Source organism: Roseovarius sp. MBR-51, from assembly GCF_053628575.1.
In genome coordinates this window covers 189,675-215,098 of record NZ_JBRJGQ010000002.1, presented here as the reverse complement: position 1 = coordinate 215,098, position 25,424 = coordinate 189,675, and the positions used below count along the sequence as shown (strand labels likewise).

Here is a 25,424-nt window from a genome sequence, read left to right as displayed (position 1 = left end):
GCTGGGCTCTCGCCCGACCGGTTTTGGCGCACGGGCGTCCAGCAGTCTGACCCGGCGAACATGCCGGGTATCCACACTCCGAAATTCCTGATTACCCGCCAAGATACAATCGTGACGATGGGAAGCTGCTTTGCGCAGCATATCGCCAACTGGCTGCGCGACCGGGATTTCAACGTTCCGTACTATGACTCTGTTGACAACATCAGGGCAAAGTCCTTTTCCGCGAACTACGGCAATATCTATACGGTCAAGCAGGCACTTCAGCTTGTGCAGGAAGCACGCAGTGCGCGTGTCCCAAGCGAGGCCGCATGGCCCGTCGACGGGGGAGTCATCGACCCCCTGAGACCCGCACAATTCGAAGCCCCATTTCAGAACGAGAGTGCCTTGCGGGCAGCGCGTGCCACGCATTTGAAGGCGGTCCTGGCCGCGCTGAATGACCTTGATGTTCTGGTCTTCACCCTCGGACTGACCGAGGCGTGGCGTGTCAAATCCTGCGGCACCGTTCTCCCGGTGGCGCCCGGCGTGATCGCGGGCCGGTTCGATCAAGACGCGCACGAATTTGTCAACTTTCGCTATGATGAGATCTTAGCGGACCTGCGTGCCCTTCGCGACGAAATCCGTGATCTGCGCGGTGGTCGTGAGTTTCGCATCGTCCTGACTGTTTCTCCGGTTCCCTTGACGGCAACTGCCGCACCACAGCATGTCTTATGCGCCTCAACCTACTCCAAATCCGTTCTGCGTGCCGTTGCCGGGGACTTCTGCGAGGATCACGACCTTGCGGATTACTTCCCGTCGTTCGAATTGGTCACGAACCCGGGCGCATATTCAGCGAACTTTGAGGAAAATCTGAGATCCGTGCGGCCTGCCTCTGTTGCCAATGTGATGACGATCTTTGAGCGGCTCTGTCTGGAGGCGGATGCCGACACCCCGGCCACATCTGCCGGAATAGGGGATGTGGACTGTGAAGAGGCATTGCTTGACGCCTTTGCAGGAAACACTCGGCCGGCAGACCGCCCAAACACCACGCCACTGCTCGTGGTTGGCAACAGCCATCTGGGCGGGGCAAGAGACCATGCTCTGGCAAACCCTTTTGGCCAAACCGTGCAATTTGCGATGCTGAACTTCTTGAGAACCGATCCTTTCGCAAAGATTAAAACCACGCGGTTCCGGACGTTCAAATATCGTGACAATGTGCGAGACCAATTTGCCGATGTGTTCGCGGACAAGGCCCGCACCTTGATCATTGTAGGCTGTGGTTTGATGGGCGATGGGATCATTCGGGCACATGGTGACCTGCGTGCCGGATTTCCGGGGTGTGACGGGCGCAAGATTTCACCGAACGTGCCAATCGTTCACGAGGTCTCGGCTGACCTGATAAGATTTTACGACTCCGCCACACGCCAAATCGCGCAGAACATTCGCAAATTAGAAGATTTCTGCGATTTTGAACACATCTTCTGGATTGCATCTCCGGATATGTGCGAAGCGACCGCCCGTTTCCGGCTCGGAGATGAATTCGTCGAGTCCGGCTCACTTGTCCATCATCGCGAGGCATATGCTCGGTCCCTCCGCGCAGCGCTCAAGTCGTCCAACCGCGTTCAAGTGATCTGTCATCCGACGCAGGAGCTCTGCGAGGCCAGCGGCTTTTCGAAGGACAAGTTTGCCGCGCATAGGCACCCGTGGGACGTCCACTGCAATACCGCCTACTTCGACAACGCCTTTGACCAAGTCTGGAGCACACTCAGGACCGGCGCACCCTGATGCAAGCTGGCCATTTGCCATCTTCTCTTACGCTGGTCTGCGCTTTTCTCCCCGTCCATGACGGATGTAGTGATCTACAGGGTTCAATCCGCTCTTGAGAACATCGACGTAGCGCAGGAGATAGGTCAGGGGCTCAAAGTAAGCCCCATCCACCTCAACACCCGTGGCGGGAAGGTCAAACTGGCCAAGCCGCTGCTTTGCGAGCCCGATCCTGTCTTGCCAAAGCTGACCATATCTTGCGCGCTCAACCGGTCCTGCGAAGAACAAAGAGGCCAATTGCGTCGCTTCCAGAATGCGGGTCTGTAGCGCTTGCGGCAGAAGCCGATCGAATTCAATCACCTTTTCGAGGTCCATCGTCTCCGATGTGACATTGTCAAATCGGGATCGGGCGGACATCGGCTGAAACGGCGTGCCGCGCGCGAAATGCCCCAACACCTTCAGCCATGTCTGTTCCCGGCTCACCAATTCTTCGAAGGGAACAAAGAGTACATTTGGACGCTCCAAATGGGCGATGCAGCCGCAGAAATAGCTGAGATAGCGAGAGACAAAGAAGTCAAAATGCTTTTCAATGGTTTGGACGGCATCCAGTGTGGGCTCGATGCGTTTGGACATCGACGCGAAGACCGCCCGCGGATCGCGGTGGATCACGACGGCGCCGCGGGCAAAGGGTGCCCGATGCAGACACAATCCCAGCAGGTCCATGTATTTCGGCGTCTTGTCGAAATAGCCGCCGCTGTGGTCTGGAAAAGCAGCCGAAAATATCCTGTCATAGAAGGTTGCGACATCTCCCGAAATCGCGTCGTAAAAGGTTTCGGCGGAAAGGTTCCAATCTTTAGGCATGTTGTTCCAATAGGGCTGGATCTGCGGAAACTCTGCTGGCGCGTGTGCCATGAGAACTCCGCATTCCAAGCCTGACTCATAGCCATTCGCCCGAAACAACTCTGACAAAAGCGTCGTGCCGCCTCTCTCATAGCCAGCAATAATAAAGTCTGGTGTTCTCAACTCACCAGCAGCCTTGTGACGCGATGACTTGCGGTCCTGTGAGCTATCAGACTGCGCTCGGGAATCTGTGGACTGCCATTCAAGTGCGACAGACCTGCTGAGAGGCTTCGCTGCTTTTGGCGGCTCCGCACCAATCCTCTCACCGCGGTCTCTTATTCGCTGATAGAGGGCTAAATCGTTGCTGTGATATTCGGCCAGAAATTCCTGCATCTCTGGGGTGGCAAAAACTTTGCGATCAAAATGAGAGGTGCTATTATTTATCTTGTCTAACGCCAAGATATCTTTTCCGGTCATATACATAAGCAGCTTATCAAGATTTCCCTCATGCGCGATGAACTCATATTCGTCCAAGGCCTGGTCTAAGCCATCCTTTTCGTCGAGCCATACGTCGGCGCGTGCGAGTATCTTGCTCTGCTGGTTCAGAAACAAACCCGAAAACTCTTGTAATCGTTTAATGACAGCTTTTGGATCTGAATTCTGTGTTCGATTAATTGCGTGAGAGATTGCTTTGATGTGCTCTGGATGGTTCTCAAAGAATACCTCACCGCGATGCTGTATCTCGATGAGCCAATTGTAGTGCGATGCAATCTGTCTGATCGGTTCCCTGACAGCCGAGAAATATCTTTTGGGTCGTTGCGTTACGCGCTCAAGCGCCAGATGCATCGCAGGCTTTGATACGTGACCTGAAACCCAATCAAGACTATTCGCCATCAAGCTCAGGTCGTCAGGATGATCTATGCATGATTCGACATGGTCTTGGCCTTTTAGTCCAGCAGTGGTCAGGTGATGATTCACCATTGACCCCGCTGTCTTTGGAATATGAATGAACACAATCAGCGGATGTTCATCACTGGTTTGCGCACACTCAACCGGCATCAAATCAACCCCCGCATAAAGGCCGCACGCTTCCAGCCATAGAGCATTTGCCCGCCGTATGGACGCTCAAAGAGTAGCGAACTCATTTCTCCAGCTTCCGTTTCACAGAGTTTCTTTTGAAGACGTAAAATATCATAGTTGTTGAACATCCCTCTGTAGAGCCCGTCCAACTTGATCATCGGAAGTCCTAGCTCAACGAGAATGGCAGCATTTTGGTGAATTTGACTACCATGGAGAAAGACTTCTGACGCAACTGACGATAGCGCATCAGTCAGGATTTCATCAAAGTCCTTAGACTTCATATCGCCTGAGACGTGTCGGACGAGATAACGGGCCAGCTCGGATCTGTTTGTTATCAACACATCCTCACACCTCATGGAGATCTTTGATTGGTGCATCCAAGGCTATCTCGACATTACTTGCCATGCTGTACTTCGGCACGATTACGCGGCCCGACAATAGCTTGACTACATTAGAAATATCGAAGCGTGGGGCCAGTGTGTTAGTTCCCGTTCGACTGTCTTTCAAGATCAGGTCTTGTAACTTCCGATCTTGCTTTACCGAATTTAAGAACCAATCCGCGCTGTAGAGCGCGCGAAACTGGCTGGAGATATAGCTGAAAGTTGGTGATGGCCCCTGAGGGGCGGCATATCATGGCGTTGTTCACGCGCCGCAATTCTCGAAGAGAAAAGGATATGCCACATGACGAAGACTATCATCACGACCTTGCCCGATCCACATGGATTTTCACCTGACCCGTTGACTGACCTTCTGCGTTCAGGTGCGCGCAGCCTGATCCAGCAAGCAGTTGAAGCAGAGCTTTCAGTGTTGTTGGAGGCGTATTCCGGCGACCGGATCGAGGACGGTCGCGCTCGGCTGGTCCGCCACGGGCATCTGCCGGAACGCGAGGTGATGACCGGGATCGGTGCTGTGCCGGTCAAGGTGCCGCGCGTGCGAGACCGGGGCGACACCGCTGAGAAAGTCCGGTTCACCTCGACAATCTTGCCGCCCTATTTGCGCAAAGCCAAATCTATCGAAGAACTGCTGCCTTGGCTTTATCTCAAAGGCATTTCCACTGGCGACTTTCACGAAGCACTTGCCGCACTTTTGGGGCCCAATGCAGCGGGGCTGTCATCGACGACAATTTCTCGGCTTAAAGCCGACTGGTGGGACGAGTACGACCGCTGGCAACGCCGCGATCTCAGCACGCGCCGGTTCGTCTACATCTGGGCTGATGGCGTCTACTTCCGCCCACGAATGGCTGAGGAAAAACAATGTGTTCTGGTGTTGATTGGCGCGGATGAATGGGGTCGCAAGGAAATCATCGGCCTTGCGGATGGCTACCGCGAAAGTACCCAAAGCTGGCGAGAGTTGCTGCTTGATCTGCAGCGGCGCGGACTGACCCATGCGCCTGATCTTGCCATTGGCGATGGTGCTTTAGGGTTCTGGCATGCGCTGCGCGAGGTCTTTGGCGCGACGAAAGAACAGCGTTGCTGGTTCCACAAGACCGGTAATGTTTTGAACGCGATGCCAAAGTCAGTTCAGGCAAAAGCCAAAGGTCATCTGCACGATATTTGGCAGGCTGAAACCCGCGTGGAGGCTGAGGTCGCTTTCGATTTCTTCGTGGCATCCTACGGCGTGAAATACGACAAGGCTGTTGGCAAGCTGACCAAAGATCGCGACGTGCTCCTGGCCTTCTATGACTTCCCTGCCGAACATTGGAAGCACATTCGAACGACCAACCCAATCGAAAGCACCTTTGCCACCGTCCGACATCGCACTGGAAAAACCAAAGGATGCCTCAGCCGCAAAACCGGGCTTGCCATGGCATTCAGGCTGATGATGTCAGCCCAGACGAAATGGCGCAAACTCGACGGAGCCAACCGCATGCCCGAGATCATTGAGGGGATTGAATTCAAGGACGGGATCAAGCAACTTCAAAACGCCGCCTGATCACGCCGTCACCAACTTTCGGGCATAGCTCAACTGGCTGGGATTGGAGACGCATCGTTTGAGTGTCTTCGACAGCTTCATTTCGCCACGTTTGATCACCAACGGGCGGACATCCGTTAGCTTGTAATTCTTCCAGTATTTCTCGAACGGGGGAGCGTTCAAGACATTCTGCGACATCGAGATGCAGAAGGAGCCGAGGTGATATTCGATCTCGTAATTCTCGGTTGCCCCCAGCACCTCTACCTGTGTTCTCATCATGTCCTGTAGAAACTTATCCAACCCCCGGGTGCTGTAATACACGCTGTCATTGATCAAGAGCAAGCGCGGGCAGGTCTTGTGCCAATCACGATTGAAGAGATGAAGAAAGCCGGTCTGGTAGCTGCCAAAGTCACGCCCGAAGTTTGGGCGCTCGATATAGCAATCCGCCAGATCCTTCATCGCTTCTGGCTGATTCAGTTTGAGGGTATTGACCGCCAGCACATAGATACCCTGCGCCTTGGCCGCTCTGAGCATGCGCATGAGGTCGGGTCTCAGACTGGCTTTCTGATAGAGTGCCAAGAGCATGATCGGCTGACCAGAATAGGGCTGTTCAAAGTGGCAGATCGGTGCCTTGCCAAGCGACTTGACCTGCTGCACCCGCGATTGCAGTTCCACAACGGTGCGTGCCATGGGAAACAGCATCACAGTTTGCAGGCGGGATAGTAGTCTCATGTATCGTCTCCAAAGTTCCTATAGCTCGGGCATAGGGAAAAATGCCAGAACGCGCAGTCCAGAGGCGCGCAAAAGTAGCGCTGCATGGCGGTTGATCGTTGGCGAATACGCAGCCGTAATCTTTTAGGTCCCGTCGAGGCCTGCGCCTCCACAGGTGACCCAACGACGGGTCACTCTTCATTCTCACGTCGGTTCGCTGGTCGGATGTGATTAGGGACTTAGTTAGAGGGACAAATCAGACTGCCGAAATGCACTGACCCCGGCTCTACGGAAGTTGTCGTCAGCAAGTGAAGCGACCGGATTCAATTGAGAGGGACGAGCATCAGAAACACGACCACAATCTTTCCAGGTTTCAACGGCATTCTTCATCATTGCGTTCCGTACTCTATGATAATCTTTCGAACACACTCAGCTCAGTTCTCTTACCGGATCCACTCGCACGTACAGTCTGACTAATACGGCTCCGACACGAGCAATACTTAGTAACCCGGCAGTCTGTCAGAACCGGGCGGCTCCCATAAAACACGCAAAGAGTGTAAACTCGCCCGATGACTATTACCCTAGGAAGAACTCGTCAACCTGCGAAGCCCCTCTTTAAGCATTAAGAGATCAGCATCGGGAGGGGTGTGCGGTTTTGCCTTCGCCTCGGTTGATACAAGTCGATTGATTCCGGGAAATAGACCCTACTGTTATCGGCTTACCGCTGATCAGCCTGCGGCGATGATGCCACAGTCCATGGTTGAATGATGTGAGCTATATCACGATCCGGCCGCCGATGACCAAGTCTTGCTGCGCGAAAATCCAAGCGCATCTGCCAGACACAGGGGCAAGTACGAATGCCTTTGCCCAAGATCAGACACACCAGATAAAGAACTTATTCACCTATGTCATCGACTTACTTTCCAACTCTGGGAAGACGTGATTAAACTGCCCGGAGTGGTCGGCGTGCGCTGACCGGGCCAAACGATTATTGGGACGTGATGACTACGCCTCATCGAACCGTGCATAAAATCGTCAGCAAGCCTCGGCTCATGTTTCAGCCCGATCCTGTGCTCGGCTGGCGATTGACGCCGAACCATGCCGTTCATGTCAGCTTTCGCCACGACGTGCTCCAACATGTCGCGGCCGATGGATGGCGCGATGTACCGCGGCCGAATTCGGCATCTGGCCCACGCGTTGCCGTTTATGGTTGCTCGTTCACCTATGGCACCGGCTTGGCGGATGATGAAACCTACACCGCCCTCTTGCAACGCAACCTGCCATGGCTTCGTATTTTGAATCGGGGCATTGGTGGTCACGGCACCGTGCAGAATTTGCTGCAACTGCGCCACGACATTGCCACAGGGGCAATCGACGCGGCTGTCTTTGCCATTATCAGCGATCACCGATTTCGCAACATCGCGCATCCGCAACGCATGCGGCAATATCTCAGCCGCGAGTGGTATCAATTGGGGGTAGAACATGTGCCTGTCGCTCGGCTTGACACCATGGGACATGTGCGGATCGTTTACCCTCCGATCTGGCAGCCCGTTCTGCGCGAGGCTGATTTCCAGTTATTCTTGCCAGACGACCATATGATCAACTGCGCCACCTTTGCGGTTCTCGACATGGTCCGCGCTACGGCCGAAGCCGCGAGAATCCCGTTACAGATCGCCTTGCTCGATGCTCTGGACCCAGACTTCAACGCTGCTGTCATGATCCGATTTCCGCAGGCCCGTGATATTTCCACGCCCTACGACCGGGACCATACCTTTTTGCCCCAAGACCTTCATCCCAACGTCAGAGCGAACGCACTCTTTGCAGAGCGATTAACGCCGTTGATTGTCCGGCTCAGTGACGGGCTTTGCCGTCGGGGACACGCATGAGCAGCGCCCCATACACTCTCGGCATCTCCTCCCATTTTCACGACTCCGCAGCGGCTCTTGTGCAGGGTGATCAGATCTTGGCCGCAGCCCAAGAAGAACGCTTTACCCGCCAAAAGGCTGACTGGCGCTTTCCGGATCACGCAATACGCTATTGCCTTTCGCATCTGCCGGATGGGGCGGTGCTCGACAATGTTGCCTATTTTGAGGACCCCGGCCTCAAGGCACGCCGCATGGTGGAGATGGCTCAGATTCGGATGCCAACCGGGGCGCGGCTTTGGCCCCGATTGATCGAGACCTTGAAGAGCCTCACCGAGGAGTTGCCGCTTCAGTTGACCAAAGTTGCGGGTGATTCTGATCGGATCGTCTTTGTTCCGCATCATCGGTCGCATGCGGCGTCGGCCTTCTACCCTTCGCCTTTTTCCAAAGCGGCCGTCATGGTGTTGGATGGTGTCGGCGAATACTCGACGACAACGCTTTGGTCCGGAGATGCCAGCGGTCTGCATGCGCAGGCTGAAATCAACTTTCCCCATTCCCTTGGACTTTTCTACAGCGCGTTCACCCAATACTGCGGCTTCAAAGTGAATTCCGGCGAGTACAAGCTGATGGGCCTCGCTCCCTTTGGCACTCCAGAATTCCGCAAAACAATCTTGGACGAGTTGATCGAGCTGAAACCGGACGGTGGTTTTACGCTCAACATGGCGTATTTCGACTTTGACAAGGGGCTCAGCACCACCGGACCTCTCTTTGAAATGCTCTTCGGTCAGCCGCAACGCAGGGACTCCGAGCCAGTCACACTTATGCACATGAATCTCGCGGCGTCCGCTCAAGCGGTGCTCGAAGAGGTCGTGCTTTCTCTTGCCAATACTGCGCTGCACCGCGCCAGCAGTTCCAATCTCTGCCTCGCGGGCGGGGTCGCGCTCAACTGCGTGGCCAACAGTCGGCTCTTGCGCGACCTGCCCGGTCTCGAAGGTCTTTGGATACAACCAGCTGCCGGCGATGCAGGCGGGGCGCTCGGCGCGGCGCTCGAGGTTGCGCGGCGCGATCTGACCACGCACTCGGGCGTCACGAAGCGCGATGCCATGGCGGGCGCAGGTCTTGGACCAGAATATTCTGATGCCGCTATTCGCGCAGCACTGGACACTGCCGGTCTGGTTTATCAGGAAATCGGCAATCCAGACTCCTATGCCACCGCCGTTGCGGATGCCTTGGGCCAAGGCCAGATCGTCGGCCATTTTCACGGCCGGATGGAGTTCGGCCCACGCGCCTTGGGCAACAGATCAATTCTGGCCGACCCCAGAGGCAAGGACACCCTCAGCCGCGTCAACCAATCCATCAAGTTCCGCGAGGACTGGCGCCCATTTGCCCCGATGGTATTGGCAGATCAGGTTCCGCTGTATTTTGAGGAGCTAACCGATAGCCCCTATATGCTGCTCATCGCCCATCTAAAGCCCGAGTTTCGCGGCCAGGTTGACTTGCAACAGGCCCGTGCTCAGGGCTTACGCGGCCCGATGCAGGTGCAACAGGCGGTCACTTCGGATTTTGCGGCCGTCACCCATGTGGATTTCTCCGCCCGACTGCAAACTATCGATCCTGCCACCGGGACGCGCGCAGGCGCGATCCTGTCAGCGTTTCACAAGAGCACGGGTTGTCCGATGCTGCTCAACACTTCGTTCAATGTGCGCGGCGAACCCATCGTGTGCAGTCCCAAACATGCGATCGACTGCTTTCTCAATACCCATCTTGATGTGCTGGCCATCGGCGGATTTCTGGTCCGCAAGCTGGAACAGGCAGACTGGGTGCGCGAAAAAATCGGGAGAATGCGTTTTGCCGCAGATTGACCACCCAGAATTTCTGCAACGTATGATGACCCTGCTTGGCGCGCATCCAGCGGTCCGTAGCGCCAGCACGGGTGGTCTTGAGCCACCAATGGCTGCGCTCAACGCCCCTCCGCTCCAGTTTACCGAGGTCTATGGCCCAAACGGCCTCCTTGCGCAAACTGCGGTCCGCGCGGCAGCTTCTGGGGATATGGAAATCTCAAATCTCCTAACTGCGCTACACGACGCGCTGGAGAATGACTTGCTTGGTCTAGAGCCATCGCTGACGCCGGGGCGGCGACTGATCGGATATGTCTATCCGGTTGTCTGATCGCATTTGAAAATCTCTTGCGGCAAAAAGCGCACCGCAAGAGATCGCGCAAGCCTCAGCTTCGTGACGGAAACACCCCCTGAAGCGCGATACAGTAGCGTATGACCACCGTTGGGTCCTGAACGGACACAGGCTGTCCTCCCCCAGTAGGCGCGATCATTTGCGACGACATCTGAACATTAGCCGCTTGATCCGAATAGATCGTCTCTTGGCCACTACCGCCTTGGGGCGCAGCGCCCAGAATCTTGCCCCCCGGCCCCGGAAAATTTCCGTCACTATTGGTCGCGAGCACTGAATGGCTGTGAGATGCCAATTGATTGGGGGTCAAACTCACCCGTTCCTGCCCACCTTTCTGTCCCCAATCGCGCGAAGTCAGACCTGGGCCGGTGCCGTTACCCATCGGGATGCGTCCCCGCAGGTCCGGCAGCGCAAACGTGCTGACACCATCCCCGCCAAATGCGGTGCCGATCAGGGCAAACAGTACGTCATTCTGGCTGATTGCGAGTATTTGACCTTCAGCACTCGACCAGCCCACAGGACAGAAACCGACGATACCCATCGTCGCAATCTCGCCCACATAGGGTTGGGAATCGGCTCGGGCCGTCACAGGCAAAGCGAGGGAGGCCATCGTCAGGAAAAGCGCAGAAGCTGCGCAAGGAAACTTGGTTTTGAAACATGTCATGGACGTCTCCAAAGTCTTGATATGGATCAGAGTCTTGTCGGCTTGCGCACACCAGACCCCATAAGAACAGCTCAACTCCGCGGCGGGAAAATACCACGCGTTGAAATGCAATGATAAAGCGCCAGAGATGGGTCTTGGGTGTTGATCGCCGCGCCCCCTCCGGTCACACCAATCATCGCCGCACTCATTGTTACATTCGGACTGGCCTGCGAATAGATCGTCTCGTTTCCCGAGCCGCCTGTTGGTGCCGCCGCCAAGAGCTTGCTGCCCGGACCGGGCAGATTTCCGTCCAGATTGTTGGCATTCACCACATGGCTATGCGCCGGCATCGTGGCCTCGGTCATCACCTTGGTTTCGGTGCCAATCTTCTGTCCTGCCTGACGCGGCGTTAGACCGGGGCCAGTCCCTTGCCCAAGCGTTAGCCGACCGCGCAGATCCGGTAGGGCAAAGGTGGTCACACCATCACCGCCAAATTGCGTCCCCAAAAGGGAAAACAAGGCTTGATTCTGCGATATAGGCAACAATTGCCCTGCGGCTTCGGCCCAACCGACCGGACAAAAATTGAAGCCGACGATCATGATATCCCCGAGATACGGCTCAATACCCGCCTCGACGCGGTTTGGGCTGCTTCCCAAGCCGAATGTCAGTGTAACGGTGCAAACGACGGTACATAGGCTCTTTCTTGAATAGGTCATCTTGTCTCCAAATCATTGAATTGCATCTCAGCTGCGCCGCACAAGAGCCCCGGCACGGAACCCAAGGGTGCTGACACGACCGCTGGTTCATGGTCGTTGGGGGAAAACTCCCTCCGTCGCGATGCAAAAGCGCATGACCTGCGACGGGTCCTCGACGTTGAACGCTTGGCTCTGGCCTGCAGTGGCGATCATTGTGGGCGACATCGTGACATTGGGTCCTTGATCGGAATAGATTGTCTCGGAGCCGACACCACTCGGCGGGGCCGCCGCCAAAACCTTGCCCCCCGGTCCGGGTAAATTCCCGTCCAGATTGTTAGCATTCACCACATGATTATGGCTGGGCAACTCATTGGAAGTGAGCAACTGGCCTTCCACCCCAAAAATCTGACCCTGCGGTCGCTGTGTCAGGCCCGGCCCTGCCCCTTGGCCCATCGCCACTCGACCGCGCAGATCAGGTAGAGCAAACGTGCTGGTGCCGTTGCCGCCATAAGTTATTCCAATCAATGCAAACAAAGGTGTGAACTGGGATATCGGTAGGATTTGCCCCTCCGCACTCACCCATCCACGCGGGCAAAAATTATACCCAACTGCCACGATATCGCCAATGAATGGGTCAATCCCAGCCTCTGCCACGGTTGGTAAAATGCTCGTCGGCCCGAAAAGGGTCAGTCCCAAGGCGCAAAGACGCGCAGTCCTTTGAAAAGAATTCATTCAATACCTCCAAATCTCGATTAAACTTAAGGTTGAATTTGAACCTTCCTATGATTCCTCAAAAAACGCAAAAGTTATTCGCGTCGAGCTTTAGCCGCAGGAGGGCAGAGTTTGGGCAGCACAACCCCAAATCAACAGGAAGTAGAGATACAAGACGTGACGGACCGGCATGCAACGGGCATAAACGAACAAAAGAAACTCACCCGAGAGATCAGCGTGCCAGACCCCATTCCTGCAAATCCTTATGTCGCAATTGGAGGTCTGGGTGGCTCGGGAACGCGCGTCTTTGCCGCTGTACTCCGCTCGGTTGGTATCCACATCGGCACGCGCTTAAACGATCCGCTCGACAACCTCTGGTTTACGGTATTGTTCAAACGTGCCGAATGGGCGCAAGTCATACCGCCTGCCGCAGAGGTCACTCAGGCCGCCGACCTGTTTTGTCGTGCAATGACAGTGGGGCTGCGGGACACAGTGCGACCCAACGAGTACGAGGTACTGGCCGGGGTGCGCGATACCCTCCCACCAAACGGGACCTGGCATTGCGGAGCGGGTGCACGCGATGTCGACAGCCTTCTGGCCAGTGAACCGTCGTCTGACGCAGCACGTCAACCTTGGGGCTGGAAAGAACCGAACACACATGTCTTTCTACCGCATCTTGCGCAGTGCTTTCCCGAGATGCGCTACGTTCACGTGATCCGAAATGGGCTCGACATGGCATTCAGCAAGAATACATGGCAGGTTCGGAATTGGGGCCATCTTTTTGGAGTTACGCCACACTTGGATACAGTGCTGCCGATTCAGCAACTTCGGTATTGGATCGCTGCCAACCGCGTCGCGCTTGATTTTGGCACCGCGCAGATGTCTGATCGGTTTCTGATCCTGTCATATGACGCATTTTGCGCCAATCCAGACAATCATTGGCCCCGGTTGCGGCGCTTCTTGGACCTGCCTCCGTATACCACTCTCCCGGACAATCTGCTGCGCCCAACCACCATCGGGCGAAGCCAAGACCATGACCTCTCATTGCTTCCTCCTGAACTGCTCTCTGCCGCACGCCATTTGCAGGAAGAGATCGCAACCCTCAGTACCTCAGGCTGATCCCAGATGCGGACCCGCCTTCCAACTGCAAGGACGTGGTGCGGACCCTGCAGTTGGCGCCACCAGTCGAGGCGATCGATCCTATCGGGCTGATACAGTCTGACCACTCTTTCAAACCGTGCAGATGATCACGCCCTCTCATTGCGGCCGGCACCGCTTGGCCAAATGCTAAGCAACAAACGCATCGCGCCTGTCAAACCAAGACAATCCATCACAGATTTCTCATTCGGAAAGCTGCAAACCTATAATTCTCTGAGTTATCATGGTGCCCGCGGCCGGACTCGAACCGGCACGGCCATATGGCCGGGAGATTTTAAGTCTCATGTGTCTACCATTCCACCACGCGGGCACGGGGTCTGCGGAGCGGACAATATCCGCTTTGACGGGGGTGTAAAGCCAAAGGCGGGCCGGGTCGGTGTATCAGATCACATCCGACATCGCGTTTTCCTTGACCGCCTGCATCGCCACATAGGTCGAGGTATTGGCCAGATGCGGCAAGGTCGAGATATGTTCGGCCAGAACCCGGCGATAATCGGCCATGCTCTGCGTGCGGATCTTCATCAGGTAGTCGAAGTTTCCTGCAATGAGATGCACTTGCTCGATCTCGGGGATTTTCGACACGGCGGCGTTGAACTCTGCCAGCGCGGCCTCACGGGTATCATGCAACCGCACTTCGACAAAACTCACGTGATCAAGCCCGAGGCGAATGGGATCGAAAAGCGCGCGGTAGCCGGTGATGACTCCATCCCGCTCCAGCCGCCGGAGCCGCGCTTGGGTGGGCGATTTCGACAACCCGATCTCGCGCGCAAGCTCCGTGACGCTGATCCGCCCGTCCCCCGCCAGAACCCGTAGAATCGCCCGGTCAAAGCGGTCGAGGTCGAGCTGTTCGTTTTGATCCATGGCACGCTCCAAATTCAAACCATCCGGCCTGAAATTTCATTCTAATCAGGAAAAGTCACTGGTTCAATGATGCTATGATGCGCCATCCAACCATGGGGACCCGCATGCCATACGACACCGACATTCGCCGCGCCATCGACCTTGCCACCTACGCGGACGAGGCCGAAACGCTGGCGCGCCTGACCGCTGCTGCCAACCTCTCCGAGGCGGACCGGGCGCAGATTTGCGCGCGCGGCGCAGAGCTTGTGCGCGCCATTCGCGGGCAATCGAGCCCCGGTTTGATGGAGGTGTTTCTGGCCGAATACGGTCTCTCGACCGATGAGGGCATCGCGCTCATGTGTCTGGCAGAGGCGCTCTTGCGCGTGCCGGACGCCGACACCATTGATGCGCTGATCGAGGACAAGATCGCGCCGTCGGACTGGGGCAAGCATATGGGCCATTCCACCTCACCGCTGGTCAATGCCTCGACTTGGGCGTTGATGCTGACCGGCAAGGTGCTCAAGGACGAAAAACCCGGCCCCGTGGGCCATCTGCGCAGCGCCATCAAGCGGCTGGGCGAGCCGGTGATCCGCACCGCCGTGGGCCGCGCGATGAAGGAAATGGGCCGCCAATTCGTGCTGGGCGAGACCATTCAGGGCGCCATGGACCGCGCGGCAGCCATGGAGAAAAAGGGCTACAGCTATTCCTATGACATGCTAGGCGAGGCGGCGCGCACCGATGCCGACGCGACCCGCTATCACCTCAGCTATTCCCGCGCCATCACCGCGATTGCTAATGCCTGCACGCAGGCCGACATTCGCAGCAATCCCGGCATCTCCGTGAAACTCTCGGCGCTGCACCCTCGCTATGAGGTGGCACAGCGCGCGCAGGTGATGGAAGTTCTGGTGCCGCGCCTGCGTAGCCTCGCGCTCTTGGCGAAATCGGCCAAGATGGGCCTCAACATCGATGCCGAAGAGGCGGATCGCCTGTCGCTCTCGCTCGACGTGATCGAGACCGTTCTGGAAGAGCCGGCGCTTGCCGGTTGGGACGGGTTCGGCGTGGTGGTGCAGGCCTACGGCCAACGCGCCAGCCATGTAATTGATTTTCTTTATGATCTGGCCACACGTCTGGACCGCAAGATCATGGTCCGTCTGGTCAAGGGTGCCTATTGGGATACCGAGATCAAGCGCGCGCAGGTGGCGGGGATCGACGGCTTTCCGGTCTTTACCTCCAAACCGGCGACCGATGTCAGCTACATCGCCAATGCGCGCAAGCTCTTGTCGATGACCGACCGCATCTATCCGCAATTCGCCACCCATAACGCCCATACCGCCGCCGCCATCCTCGACACGGCAAGCGACAAGAGCACCTTTGAATTCCAGCGCCTGCATGGCATGGGCGAGGCGCTGCATGACATCATCCTCAAGGCCGAGGGTACCCGCTGCCGCATCTATGCCCCCGTCGGCGCGCATCGCGATCTCTTGGCCTATCTGGTTCGGCGTCTTTTGGAAAACGGGGCAAATTCCAGCTTTGTCAATCAAATCGTTGACGAAGAGGTCAGCCCTGAAGACGTTGCCCGCGATCCTTTTGTCGCCGTGAACGATCCGCAACCGCATCTGCCAAAGGGTCCGGACCTGTTCCAGCCCGAGCGCCCCAATTCGCGCGGCTTTGACTTGCGCCACCAGCCGACACTCGACACCATCGAAGCGGCGCGCGCACCCTACGCCCAACACCGCTGGGAGGCCGCACCGCTGATCGCAGGCACGCCCGCACCGCACGCGCCGGATGCCGTCGAGAACCCCGCCGATCCCGCCGACAGGCCCGGAACAGTGGCATGGGCCAGCAAGGACGATATCGAGGCGGCGCTAGCTGCCGCCACGCCTTGGAAAGCGAGCGCCGCCGAGCGTGGCGCGATCCTGAACCGTGCAGCCGATCTTTACGAGGAACACTATGGCGAGATTTTCGCCGTGCTCACCCGCGAGGCCGGGAAATCCATCCCCGATGCGGTGGCCGAGTTGCGCGAGGCGGTGGATTTCCTGCGCTACTACGCGGCCAATGCGCCCGAGGGCGCGCCCATTGGCACCTTTACCTGCATCAGCCCGTGGAATTTCCCGCTGGCCATCTTTACCGGCCAGATCGCGGCGGCCTTGGCCGCAGGCAATGCGGTGCTGTCGAAACCTGCCGAACAGACGCCGCTGATCGCACATCTGGCCGTGGGTCTCATGCACGAGGCGGGCGTGCCTGCCACAGCACTGCAACTTCTACCCGGTGCGGGGGATGTCGGCGCGGCGCTCACCTCTGACGCGCGTGTGGGCGGCGTAGCCTTTACCGGCTCGACAGAGACCGCCCTGAAAATCCGCGCGGCCATGGCCAAGCACCTTACCCCCGGCGCGCCGCTCATCGCGGAAACCGGCGGCATGAACGCCATGATCGTGGACAGCACCGCCCTGCCCGAACAGGCCGTGCAGGCGATTGTCGAGAGCGCGTTTCAATCCGCTGGTCAACGCTGTTCCGCGTTGCGTTGCCTTTATGTGCAGGACGACATCGCGCCACATTTTCTCGAAATGCTGACCGGCGCGATGGATGCGCTGACCGTCGGCAACCCGTGGCACCTTTCGACCGATTGCGGCCCGGTGATCGACGAAGAGGCGCGCGCAGGCATTGCGGCCCATATCCAAACCGCGCGCGCCGAGGGGCGGCTCTTGCATGAGCTGAAAACCCCCAACGCGGGCACGTATATTGCGCCAACGCTGATCAAGGTTGGTGGAATTGGTGATATCGAGCGGGAAATCTTTGGTCCCGTCCTACATGTCGCCACGTTCAAATCCGGCGATCTCGATCGGGTGATCGGGGCCATCAACGCCACCGGCTATGGCCTGACCTTTGGCCTGATGACCCGGATCGACGACCGCGTGCAGCACGTGACCGAAGCCGTGCATGCGGGCAATATCTATGTCAACCGCAACCAGATCGGCGCCATCGTGGGCAGCCAACCCTTTGGCGGCGAAGGCATGTCCGGCACCGGCCCCAAGGCGGGCGGGCCGCATTACCTTGCGCGCTTTACGGCGCACCCCGCGCCGGAACAGGGCGAAAAGTGGACTGAGGCCATGTCGGCCAATGCGGCCCAAAAGGCGCTCGATGCCGCCAATGCCGCCGCCCGTGCGCCCCGCACTGCCCTTGTTCTGCCGGGGCCGACGGGGGAATCGAACCGGCTGACCAGCCATGTGCGTCCCGCGCTGCTCTGCATGGGACCGGGGGCGGATTTGGCGGCGGCGCAGGCGCGTTCGGTCGAGGCGTTGGGCGGTCTGGCCGTGATCGCCACGGGCCGCGTCGATCCCGAGGCGCTTGTGACCATGGGCGGCCTCTCGGGCGTGCTCTGGTGGGGATGCGAGAGCGAGGCGCGCGCCTATGCCGGAGCCATGGCACGGCGCGCAGGTCCGATCCTGCCACTGATCACTGGCTTGCCTGACACCGGCCACGCCCTGCACGAGCGTCATGTCTGCGTGGATACCACTGCGGCGGGGGGCAATGCCGCGCTCTTGAGCGGCATGTCCTGACGCAAAGACTAGGGTCCGAAATCTTCAAAAGATTTCGGACCGCTTTCTTTTCAATAAACCGGTGCATACCTCGCGATTTGGCGCTTTCCGACCGGGCGAATGCGCGCTAGCTTTCGCCTATGTTCCCGATCCGCGATCATAACCCTTCGGGGCGCAGACCCTATGTTACCTACGGGCTGATTGCCCTCAACGTGGCGGTTTTTATGGCCTATTGGCCGCTTTTCGCGAATGAGCGGGCGCTCAATCTCTTTTTCTACGACTGGGCGATGATCCCCGCCAAAGTGACGCAACTGGGCGATTTCACCGGGCTTCTGACCTCGATGTTCCTGCATGGCGGGCTGCTGCATCTGGGCGGTAACATGCTGTTTCTCTGGATCTTCGGTGACAATATGGAGGATCGCATGGGCCATTTGCCCTATCTCGCCTTCTATCTGGCCACCGGCGTTGCGGCGGGGCTCGCGCATATCCTGGGCGGCCCAGGGTCGATGGTGCCAACCGTGGGGGCCTCGGGGGCGATTGCCGGGGTGATGGGCGGCTACCTCCTGCTCTTTCCCAAGGCGCGGGTCGATATCTTGCTCATATTCATCGTATTTTTCCGCGTCATCACGATCCCGGCGGCGATCTTGCTGGCGCTCTGGTTTGGCATTCAGGTGATGGCTGGTCTTGGCAGCGATCCCGACATGGGCGGGGTTGCCTATTGGGCCCATGCGGGTGGCTTTGTGGCGGGCGTGGTCCTGACCCTGCCAGTGTTTCTACGGCTTGGAGGGCCGCGCTTTTGGCACGAAACCCATGGCACCCCGCCCAATCCTCAAGCCGACTATCGCTTTCGCCGAAGTTCCATTCCAAAGGTGAGCAAACGCCGATGACCCATCCCCTCAAGGCCACCTGTCATTGCGGTGCGGTTGAACTGCGCGTCACGTTATCGGAGGGGCTGAACGCGGCGCGGCGCTGCGATTGTTCGTTTTGTCGCAGGCGGGGTGCGGCGGCGGTTTCGGCACCTCTAAGCGGGGTCGAAGTGGTCCGGGGCGCGGATAATCTGACGCTCTACCAATGGGGAACAGGAACGGCCAAGCATTATTTCTGCAAGACGTGCGGGATTTACACACATCATCGACGCCGCTCGGACCCAAATGAATACGGGGTTAACCTTGGCGCTATCGAGGGCGTAAATCCGCGCGATCTGGACCCGATCGGATGGGTGGACGGGGTCAATCATCCCTCGGATGCGTAATCAAACGCGCGTTGTAACTTGCCGATCAACCCTCTCAGACTGACGCCACAACAGTTCAAATAGTTAGATGTTTTAGTGCTCTAGTTTAAGTATCCTGACATCAGGGCGTCGATAGAACCCAGATGCCATCCACAAGGCAGCGCTTGGTCGTCAATGCCCGGACCGGACCAACACCCTTGGGACGAAAACCATGTGCGAGCGTCACGCAAGCGCCGTCAACGGCCCCAACCTTGACAATCCCGTCGGCGCGCGAAGCGGGATTGTTCCATCTGACTTCGTCACCCACCTTTGCGCGGCCCCCAGAATAGAGCGTGGCCGCGCTGCGCATCATAATGTTGACGTCCTCTTGGACCATTCCCGAACGATCCAACTCTCTCAGGATCGCATTCGCCGAGGCCGATCCAGCGGAAACCACCAGACTGAGACCGAACACTATGGCCTGTGTTAAATTGCGTGTCGGGATCATCTCTTGTCTCGCATCTGTATTGAAACCAATACATTTATGGTAGAGAGCAGATGTCAAACCGTCAACACAGCGCGGCTCTCAGCCCCGGATTACGCCCGCGAATTTGTCAAAGATCGCCTCGTTGGCGCAGATCACCTCGCCATCGGCCAGAATATTGCCACCGGAGCGCAGCGGTTCGACAAATCCGCCCGCCTCGCGCACGATGATCACACCTGCCGCCAGATCCCAGGCGTTCAAACGCCGTTCCCAGAACCCCTCGTAGCGCCCAGCCGCCACATAGGCCATATCGAGCGCCGCCGATCCCCACCGACGCACCCCCGCACACGTTGGCATCAATTTCGCCAAATCCTGCAAGGTTTCGGGCAGGTCGGCCCTCCCGCCAAAGGGCAGGCCAGTGGCAAAAATCGACTCGATCATCTTGCTGCGCCCCGAGACGCGCAGGCGGCTCTCGTTCATCCAGGCTCCCGCACCTTTTTCGGCAAAGAACGCCTCATCCTTGCTTGCGTCGTAGATCACGCCCGCCACAACCTCGCCCTTGTGTTCGAGTGCGATGGAGACAGCCCAATGCGGCAGGCCGTGCAGAAAATTGGTGGTCCCGTCCAGCGGATCGACGATCCAGCGGCGGGTGGGGTCTTGCCCCTCTTCCTCGCCGCCCTCTTCGGCCAGCCAGCCATAGGTCGGACGCGCGCCCATCAACTCGGTCTTGAGGATTTTCTCGGCGGCAATATCGGCGCGGCTGACAAAGTCGCCGGCACCCTTCATACTGACCTGAAGGTTCTCGACCTCGCGGAAATCCTTGGCCAGTGCCCGCCCAGCCTTGCGCGCGGCCTTGAGCATGACGTTGAGATTGGCACTACCTACCATGGCACGGGCTCCTTTTGGGTCAGGCCGGGGCTATACGCCGCCCATCCGCAACAGACAAGGCCCGATCAGGTAAAGCGGTTGTCACGGGGAAAACCGCGCGGCGCCATGCGGCCCGATCCAGCGCGCTTGCCCAGCCATTCCTCGAGATTGCTCTCGGTGCGGGTGCGCCCCGCCGGATCGCGCCATGTCAGCCCCTCGGCCAGATTAAAGGTGGTTGCATCACTCAGCCCACCATCCTTGTATTTCTGAAGCCGCACGCCCTTGCCGCGCCCAAGTTCCGGCAATTCATCCAAGCTGAAGACCAGCACCTTGCGGTTGTCACCCACACAGGCGACGTGATCCCCCGTCACCGGACGACAGACAGAGGCCCGTGCCGGGTCCTTGAGGTTCAGCACCTGCTTGCCGCTGCGGGTCTGGGCGATCACTTCATCTTCGGGCACGATGAATCCATCTCCGGCAGTTGAAGCAACCAGCAATTTGCGCCCCGGCTTGTGAATGAGCAGATCGACGATTCCCGCCTCGTTGGGCAGATCGACCATCAGGCGCAGCGGCTCTCCCATGCCGCGCCCGCCGGGCAGGTTCGCAGCACTCAGCGTATAAAACCGGCCATTACTGCCAAAGACCAGAATCCGGTCGGTGGTCTCGGCGTGGAACATGAAGCGCGGCGCGTCGCCATCCTTGAACTTCAACTCGCGGCTCAGATCGAGATGCCCGGTCATGGCCCTGATCCAGCCCATTTGACTGCACACCACGGTAATCGGCTCGCGATCGATCATCGCCTCGAGCGGCACCTCTTCGACGCTGCCTGCTTCGGCGAATTTCGTGCGGCGCGCACCTATGGGGTGGGTCTTGCCAAAGGTCTTCTTGACCTCTTTCAACTGATCCGCCACGGCCGACCATTGCAGGGATACATCCTCAAGCAGATCTTCCAACCCCGCACGCTCTTGCATCAGCGCATCACGCTCGGCCCGCAATTCCATCTCTTCCAGACGCCGCAAGGAGCGCAGCCGCATGTTGAGGATCGCCTCAGCCTGCACCTCGGTCAGCCCCGGCTCATCGGTGGGCGGGGGCGGCACATAGTCCGCCTCGGTCATCGCGCGCTTGACCACCCTCCCCCAATCCTCGCGCATCAGCGCGGACTTGGGGTCTTCATCATAGCGAATGATGTCGATCACCCGGTCGAGATTGAGAAAGGCTATGATCAGGCCTTCCAGAACCTCAAGGCGGTGGTCGATCTTTTCCATCCGATGCGCCGAACGACGCAAGAGCACCTCTTGGCGGAAATCGAGAAAGGCGCGCAACACCTCCTTGAGCGAGCAGACCTTGGGCGTGACCCCGTCAATCAGCACGTTCATGTTGAGCGAGAACCGCAATTCCAATTCGGAATTGCGATACATCATGCCCATCAGAACCTCGGGATCGACATTCTTGGATCGCGGCTCGAGGATCAGGCGCACATCATCGGCGCTCTCGTCACGGACATCGGCAAGGATCGGCACCTTGCGGGTCTGGATCAGTTCGGCGATGCGCTCGATCAGCTTGGATTTCTGCACCTGATAGGGAATCTCTGTGACGACGATCTGCCATTGACCGCGCCCCAGATCCTCCATCTCCCATTTGCAGCGCAGGCGGAACGCGCCGCGCCCGGTCAGATAGGCCTGCGCGATGCTCTCGGGCGGCTCAACAATCACACCGCCGGTGGGGAAATCGGGGCCGGGGATGTATTGCAAAAGCGTCTCGTCGCGGGCATCGGGCGACTTGATCATATGCAGACACGCATCAATCAACTCGGCGATGTTATGCGGCGGAATATTGGTGGCCATGCCCACGGCAATGCCCGACGACCCGTTGGCCAGAAGGTTCGGAAAGGACGCAGGCAAAACGATCGGCTCGCGCAGTGTGCCGTCGTAATTGTCGCGGAAATCCACCGCATCCTCGGCCAACCCATCCAGCAACGCCTCGGCAAAGGCGGTCATCCGCGCCTCTGTATAGCGGCTGGCGGCGGGATTATCGCCGTCGATATTGCCGAAATTGCCCTGCCCGTCCACCAGCGGATAGCGTACCGCGAAATCCTGTGCCAGACGCGCCATCGCATCGTAAATCGCGGCATCGCCATGCGGGTGATAGTTGCCCATCACATCACCGGAAATCTTGGCGGATTTGCGGAACCCCCCGGTGCTGGAGAGCCGCAACTCACGCATCGCATAGAGAATGCGGCGATGCACCGGTTTGAGACCGTCGCGCGCATCGGGCAACGCCCTGTGCATGATCGTGGACAGCGCATAGGTCAGATACCGCTCGCCAATCGCGCGGCGCAGCGGCTCCGACACAGCTTCGGGCTGCATATTGGGGTCGTCCAGTAAATCACTCATGGATGTGGTGATAGCCGCGCCACCTTTCGGCGTAAAGCACCCAGAGAGCACAGGTTCCAAACTTTTCCGATTTCCCCCTCATTCAAAGAGGCGAATCGGGTATAATGCACGGGCTGCCAAGCATTTATTCAAACGTATGGTAATTGGGGGGAACGCGCGATGTGGCGCTTAATTCTTGTGAGTTTTGCATTTCTCGGATGGTCTTTTTATGAATTGAGCGGCGGAGCCGACTATCGTCCCTCAGCCGACTCCTTTCAGGCGCGTGCTTTACTTGACAACCAGCGGCCCAAACAGCGCCCGCTTCGGGTCAATGTGATCGAACTGGCGCAGGATGCCGCACCTCAACCTGACGCAGAGGTCACGCGCACGATCACGTCGCTGCATGACCTAGGCCTCAACATGGGGCAAAAGGTCATGCTGACCCTTGCCTCCGCAGAGGGCGCTGCTGCGCCTGCGCCCACCGAGCTACACCTGCCAACGGTCAAGATGACAACGCCGGCGCAGCTTCCGACGACTCCAGAGGTTGCCGCAACCGCGCAATTGCCCGCCGCCACCGACGAAACATTGGCGACCTCGCCTGATTTCCGTCAGGTTTCGGGAACTTCGGTCAATTTGCGCACCGGGCCGGGCACCCGCTTTGATCGCATCACCAGCCTCGCACGCGGGACCAAGGTGATCGTCCTGCACAATCCCGGCGAAGGGTGGATCAAACTGCGCGTTGTGGACACGGACCGCATCGGCTGGATGGCCGACAGCATGGTCACATTGGCCTCCGACTAGCGCTTGCATCGCGGCGCGGCGCGCGCCACAAGGTCGGGCATGACACAACGCTCCATTCTGATCACCGGCTGCTCCTCTGGCATCGGCTATAACGCAGCCCACGGCCTGCGCGCACGCGGCTGGCGGGTCTTCGCCGCCTGCCGCAAGGAAACGGATTGCGACCGTCTGCGCGCCGAAGGGTTTGAGAGCCCGCGCATAGATTATGCCGATGAGGCCAGCATCTCGCAGGCTGTGTCAGAGGTGCTTGCGGCCACGGGTGGCCAACTCGATGCCCTTTTCAACAACGGCGCCTATGCCTGCCCGGGACTGGTCGAGGACCTGCCACGCGGCGCGCTGCGAGAGATCTTCGAAAGCAATTTTTTTGGCTGGCATGACCTGACCCGGCAGATCATCCCGACCATGCGCACCCAAGGACATGGACGTATCGTGCAATGCTCCTCGGTGCTCGGACTGGTGGCCCTTGGGTGGCGCGGGGCCTATGTCAGCACGAAATTCGCCCTTGAAGGGCTGACCGATACGCTGCGGATCGAAATGCGCGGCACCGGCATCCATGTCAGCCTGATCGAACCCGGTCCTGTCACCACCAAGATCCGCGAGAACGCCCGCGCGCCCTTTGAGCGTTGGTTCGATTGGGAAAATGCGCATCGCGCGCCGGAATACCGCGACAAACTCCGGCCCCGGCTCTACGGCGACTACAGCAAGGACAATTTTGAACTTCCCCCCGAGGCAGTGACAAACAAGCTCATTCACGCGCTCGACGCCGCGCGCCCCCGCCCCCGCTATTACGTCACCACGCCCACATATCTGATGGGAACCTTGCGCCGCATCCTGCCAACCGGCCTGCTCGACTGGGTGATCTCGAAAGGCTGAAATATCTTGATGCGCGCACAGCCCGCGTCACATTTTCTCTTTCGCTTTTTGCCCCGTGCCGCCTAGATGTGGCCCAATTGACCAATCGAAAAGGACGCCTCATGCTGCAAGACCCGCTTTTCATCCTCGTGGCGATTGGCTGCATCGCGGTGGCGGTGATCCTGATCAGGGGCATTTCCACCTTTGGCAAAGAAGGTGTGGAAAATGCCAAACGGTCCAACAAACTCATGCAATGGCGGTTGATCGCACAGTTTGTGGCGATCATCCTCATTCTGATCTTCGTCTATTTCCGCAGGCAAGGGGGGTAATCCTATGGTCGTTCTCAACAGAATCTACACACGCACCGGCGACGCTGGCGAAACAGCTCTCGGCAATGGCACGCGCGTGGCCAAACATTCGGCGCGTGTCACCGCCTATGGCACTGTCGATGAGGTCAACGCGACCGTCGGTCTGGCTCGGCTCTATGCCAAGGACGAGACTGACGATGCTCTGGCGCGCATCCAGAATGACCTCTTTGATCTCGGTGCCGATCTCTGCCGCCCCGAAATGGACCGCGACGCAGATGCCGAATACCCGCCCCTGCGCATGGCCCCCAGTCAGGTTGACCGGCTGGAGGCTGAAATTGACGCCATGAACAAACACCTCGAACCTCTGCGTAGTTTCGTTCTGCCCGGAGGTTCGCCGCTGGCAGCACATCTGCATCTTTGCCGCACCGTATCGCGTCGGGCCGAGCGGCTGACGGTGGAATTATCCACGCTCGAACATGTCAACGAGGCCGGGCTCAAGTATCTCAACCGCCTCAGTGATTGGTTTTTCGTCGCCTCGCGCATGGCCAATGACAGCGGCAAGGCTGATGTTCTCTGGATTCCGGGCGCAAACCGCTGAAACACTCTGGCAACAGTCTTG

The 25,424-nt window shown here is 58.3% G+C and carries 23 protein-coding genes and 1 tRNA gene; 13 read left to right on the top strand and 11 right to left on the bottom strand.

Going from position 1 to position 25,424, the window contains the following annotated elements:
- Positions 1-60: 60 nt before the first annotated feature.
- Positions 61-1,761, top strand: a complete 1,701-nt coding sequence (locus ACSSVY_RS03555; protein ID WP_454268058.1) for a GSCFA domain-containing protein — start codon at positions 61-63, stop codon at positions 1,759-1,761.
- A 27-nt stretch (positions 1,762-1,788) separates the two neighbouring features.
- Here ACSSVY_RS03555 and ACSSVY_RS03550 read toward each other — a convergent pair whose 3' ends face one another.
- Positions 1,789-3,639, bottom strand: a complete 1,851-nt coding sequence (locus tag ACSSVY_RS03550; RefSeq protein ID WP_454268228.1) for a sulfotransferase — start codon at positions 3,637-3,639, stop codon at positions 1,789-1,791.
- The gene (locus tag ACSSVY_RS03545; protein WP_454268057.1) at positions 3,639-3,941 is read right to left on the bottom strand and encodes a hypothetical protein; all 303 of its coding nucleotides are present in this window, start codon (positions 3,939-3,941) and stop codon (positions 3,639-3,641) included. The genes ACSSVY_RS03550 and ACSSVY_RS03545 overlap by 1 nt, the downstream gene beginning before the upstream one ends.
- A gap of 400 nt (positions 3,942-4,341) precedes the next feature.
- Between ACSSVY_RS03545 and ACSSVY_RS03540 the strand changes: the two genes are divergently transcribed.
- Positions 4,342-5,592, top strand: coding sequence for an IS256 family transposase (locus ACSSVY_RS03540; protein ID WP_454268056.1), 1,251 nt, complete (start codon positions 4,342-4,344; stop codon positions 5,590-5,592).
- Here ACSSVY_RS03540 and ACSSVY_RS03535 read toward each other — a convergent pair whose 3' ends face one another.
- On the bottom strand, positions 5,593-6,303 hold the full coding sequence (locus ACSSVY_RS03535) for a rhamnan synthesis F family protein (RefSeq protein ID WP_454268055.1): 711 nt from the start codon (positions 6,301-6,303) through the stop codon (positions 5,593-5,595).
- A 1,001-nt stretch (positions 6,304-7,304) separates the two neighbouring features.
- Here ACSSVY_RS03535 and ACSSVY_RS03530 point away from each other — a divergent pair.
- Genes ACSSVY_RS03530 through ACSSVY_RS03520 form a run of 3 tightly spaced genes read left to right on the top strand, consistent with a single transcriptional unit; the run spans position 7,305 to position 10,313 of the window.
- Positions 7,305-8,168, top strand: a complete 864-nt coding sequence (locus ACSSVY_RS03530; RefSeq protein ID WP_454268054.1) for an SGNH/GDSL hydrolase family protein — start codon at positions 7,305-7,307, stop codon at positions 8,166-8,168.
- Complete coding sequence (locus ACSSVY_RS03525; protein ID WP_454268053.1) at positions 8,165-10,006, top strand: carbamoyltransferase family protein; 1,842 nt, start codon at positions 8,165-8,167, stop codon at positions 10,004-10,006. Before ACSSVY_RS03530 ends, ACSSVY_RS03525 begins: the two co-directional genes overlap by 4 nt.
- 22 nt (positions 10,007-10,028) lie before the next feature.
- A complete protein-coding gene (locus ACSSVY_RS03520; RefSeq protein ID WP_454268052.1) occupies positions 10,029-10,313 on the top strand; it encodes a hypothetical protein in 285 nt (94 codons plus the stop codon).
- A 55-nt stretch (positions 10,314-10,368) separates the two neighbouring features.
- On the opposite strand, the gene ACSSVY_RS03515 is transcribed toward ACSSVY_RS03520, so the two are convergent.
- The 3 genes from ACSSVY_RS03515 to ACSSVY_RS03505 form a co-directional block, all read right to left on the bottom strand.
- A complete protein-coding gene (locus tag ACSSVY_RS03515) occupies positions 10,369-10,995 on the bottom strand; it encodes a phage tail protein (RefSeq protein WP_454268051.1) in 627 nt (208 codons plus the stop codon).
- Between the two features lie 71 nt (positions 10,996-11,066).
- The gene (locus ACSSVY_RS03510) at positions 11,067-11,690 is read right to left on the bottom strand and encodes a phage tail protein (protein ID WP_454268050.1); all 624 of its coding nucleotides are present in this window, start codon (positions 11,688-11,690) and stop codon (positions 11,067-11,069) included.
- Between the two features lie 87 nt (positions 11,691-11,777).
- Positions 11,778-12,365 carry a phage tail protein gene (locus ACSSVY_RS03505; protein WP_454268049.1) on the bottom strand — a complete coding sequence of 196 codons (588 nt, stop codon included), beginning with the start codon at positions 12,363-12,365 and terminating at the stop codon, positions 11,778-11,780.
- 147 nt (positions 12,366-12,512) lie between these two features.
- On the opposite strand from ACSSVY_RS03505, the gene ACSSVY_RS03500 reads away from it, so the two are divergent.
- Positions 12,513-13,499 carry a sulfotransferase gene (locus ACSSVY_RS03500; protein WP_454268048.1) on the top strand — a complete coding sequence of 329 codons (987 nt, stop codon included), beginning with the start codon at positions 12,513-12,515 and terminating at the stop codon, positions 13,497-13,499.
- A 263-nt stretch (positions 13,500-13,762) separates the two neighbouring features.
- On the opposite strand, the gene ACSSVY_RS03495 is transcribed toward ACSSVY_RS03500, so the two are convergent.
- Both ACSSVY_RS03495 and ACSSVY_RS03490 read right to left on the bottom strand, forming a co-directional pair.
- Positions 13,763-13,848, bottom strand: a tRNA-Leu gene (locus ACSSVY_RS03495).
- Between the two features lie 71 nt (positions 13,849-13,919).
- Entirely contained in the window at positions 13,920-14,399 is a 480-nt protein-coding gene (locus ACSSVY_RS03490) for an Lrp/AsnC family transcriptional regulator (RefSeq protein ID WP_296633738.1), read from the bottom strand.
- Positions 14,400-14,503: 104 nt separating this feature from the next.
- Between ACSSVY_RS03490 and putA the strand changes: the two genes are divergently transcribed.
- From putA to ACSSVY_RS03475, 3 genes are all read left to right on the top strand, one after another.
- On the top strand, positions 14,504-17,935 hold the full coding sequence (gene putA / locus ACSSVY_RS03485; protein WP_454268047.1) for a bifunctional proline dehydrogenase/L-glutamate gamma-semialdehyde dehydrogenase PutA: 3,432 nt from the start codon (positions 14,504-14,506) through the stop codon (positions 17,933-17,935).
- A gap of 119 nt (positions 17,936-18,054) precedes the next feature.
- Positions 18,055-18,801 carry a rhomboid family intramembrane serine protease gene (locus ACSSVY_RS03480; RefSeq protein ID WP_454268046.1) on the top strand — a complete coding sequence of 249 codons (747 nt, stop codon included), beginning with the start codon at positions 18,055-18,057 and terminating at the stop codon, positions 18,799-18,801.
- Positions 18,798-19,166: a GFA family protein gene (locus tag ACSSVY_RS03475; RefSeq protein WP_454268045.1), complete on the top strand. Its 369-nt coding sequence runs from the start codon at positions 18,798-18,800 to the stop codon at positions 19,164-19,166. Before ACSSVY_RS03480 ends, ACSSVY_RS03475 begins: the two co-directional genes overlap by 4 nt.
- 100 nt (positions 19,167-19,266) lie before the next feature.
- Here ACSSVY_RS03475 and ACSSVY_RS03470 read toward each other — a convergent pair whose 3' ends face one another.
- The 3 genes from ACSSVY_RS03470 to ACSSVY_RS03460 form a co-directional block, all read right to left on the bottom strand.
- Positions 19,267-19,632, bottom strand: a complete 366-nt coding sequence (locus ACSSVY_RS03470) for a hypothetical protein (RefSeq protein WP_454268044.1) — start codon at positions 19,630-19,632, stop codon at positions 19,267-19,269.
- A 78-nt stretch (positions 19,633-19,710) separates the two neighbouring features.
- Complete coding sequence (locus ACSSVY_RS03465; RefSeq protein ID WP_454268043.1) at positions 19,711-20,496, bottom strand: inositol monophosphatase family protein; 786 nt, start codon at positions 20,494-20,496, stop codon at positions 19,711-19,713.
- 65 nt (positions 20,497-20,561) lie between these two features.
- Positions 20,562-22,868, bottom strand: coding sequence for a DNA topoisomerase IV subunit A (locus tag ACSSVY_RS03460; protein WP_454268042.1), 2,307 nt, complete (start codon positions 22,866-22,868; stop codon positions 20,562-20,564).
- Positions 22,869-23,027: 159 nt separating this feature from the next.
- Here ACSSVY_RS03460 and ACSSVY_RS03455 point away from each other — a divergent pair, with 159 nt between their 5' ends.
- From ACSSVY_RS03455 to ACSSVY_RS03440, 4 genes are all read left to right on the top strand, one after another.
- The gene (locus tag ACSSVY_RS03455) at positions 23,028-23,648 is read left to right on the top strand and encodes an SH3 domain-containing protein (protein ID WP_454268041.1); all 621 of its coding nucleotides are present in this window, start codon (positions 23,028-23,030) and stop codon (positions 23,646-23,648) included.
- Positions 23,649-23,687: 39 nt separating this feature from the next.
- Positions 23,688-24,518 (top strand): SDR family oxidoreductase, encoded by an 831-nt coding sequence (locus tag ACSSVY_RS03450; RefSeq protein WP_454268040.1) that lies wholly within the window; start codon positions 23,688-23,690, stop codon positions 24,516-24,518.
- 101 nt (positions 24,519-24,619) lie between these two features.
- Positions 24,620-24,826, top strand: coding sequence for a twin transmembrane helix small protein (locus tag ACSSVY_RS03445; RefSeq protein WP_040650262.1), 207 nt, complete (start codon positions 24,620-24,622; stop codon positions 24,824-24,826).
- A 4-nt stretch (positions 24,827-24,830) separates the two neighbouring features.
- A complete protein-coding gene (locus tag ACSSVY_RS03440) occupies positions 24,831-25,403 on the top strand; it encodes a cob(I)yrinic acid a,c-diamide adenosyltransferase (RefSeq protein WP_454268039.1) in 573 nt (190 codons plus the stop codon).
- The last annotated feature ends 21 nt before the right edge of the window (positions 25,404-25,424 follow it).